Source organism: Bacillus sp. FJAT-53060 (genome assembly GCF_037104745.1).
GTDB lineage: Bacteria > Bacillota > Bacilli > Bacillales > Bacillaceae > Bacillus > Bacillus stratosphericus_B.
In genome coordinates, this window is sequence record NZ_JBAWSW010000038.1 from 21,471 (window position 1) to 22,237 (window position 767).

A 767-nucleotide genomic window follows, 5' to 3' on the forward strand; every position below is an offset into this window, starting at 1 on the left:
TTGGTGGAGCCTAGCGGGATCGAACCGCTGACCTCCTGCGTGCAAGGCAGGCGCTCTCCCAGCTGAGCTAAGGCCCCATAAAAGCTGGTCGGGAAGACAGGATTCGAACCTGCGACCCCTTGGTCCCAAACCAAGTGCTCTACCAAGCTGAGCTACTTCCCGATCTAAATGGCGCGCCCGAGAGGAGTCGAACCCCTAACCTTTTGATCCGTAGTCAAACGCTCTATCCAATTGAGCTACGGGCGCTTATTTTATATGCCGAGGGCCGGACTTGAACCGGCACGGTAGTCACCTACCGCAGGATTTTAAGTCCTGTGTGTCTGCCAATTCCACCACCCCGGCGTGGATGGTATAAGCGGAAGACGGGATTCGAACCCGCGACCCCCACCTTGGCAAGGTGGTGTTCTACCACTGAACTACTTCCGCATTACAGGATTCCTTTATTTTATTTGGCAATGCGGGTGAAGGGACTTGAACCCCCACGTCATAAAGACACTAGATCCTAAGTCTAGCGCGTCTGCCAATTCCGCCACACCCGCATGACAATGGTGAGCCATGAAGGACTCGAACCTTCGACCCTCTGATTAAAAGTCAGATGCTCTACCAACTGAGCTAATGGCTCGCTTTAAAAGCGGCTTGTCTATCTTACCATAAAAAAGTGGTGCCGGCAAGAGGACTTGAACCCCCAACCTACTGATTACAAGTCAGTTGCTCTACCAGTTGAGCTACACCGGCTTTATCTTATCCTAACATTATGTAAGAATAAA

General features: G+C 51.6%; 8 tRNA genes. All 8 read right to left on the minus strand.

The window, feature by feature from the left end:
• Position 1: 1 nt before the first annotated feature.
• Positions 2-77: transfer RNA gene (locus tag WAX46_RS12860), tRNA-Ala, on the minus strand.
• An 8-nt stretch (positions 78-85) separates the two neighbouring features.
• Positions 86-162: transfer RNA gene (locus WAX46_RS12865), tRNA-Pro, on the minus strand.
• Positions 163-169: 7 nt separating this feature from the next.
• Positions 170-246, minus strand: a tRNA-Arg gene (locus WAX46_RS12870).
• Between the two features lie 10 nt (positions 247-256).
• Positions 257-342, minus strand: a tRNA-Leu gene (locus WAX46_RS12875).
• 12 nt (positions 343-354) lie between these two features.
• A tRNA-Gly gene (locus WAX46_RS12880) sits at positions 355-426 on the minus strand.
• Positions 427-456: 30 nt separating this feature from the next.
• Positions 457-539, minus strand: a tRNA-Leu gene (locus tag WAX46_RS12885).
• 7 nt (positions 540-546) lie between these two features.
• Positions 547-622 (minus strand) — tRNA-Lys (locus tag WAX46_RS12890).
• 37 nt (positions 623-659) lie between these two features.
• Positions 660-735: transfer RNA gene (locus WAX46_RS12895), tRNA-Thr, on the minus strand.
• Positions 736-767: the final 32 nt, after the last annotated feature.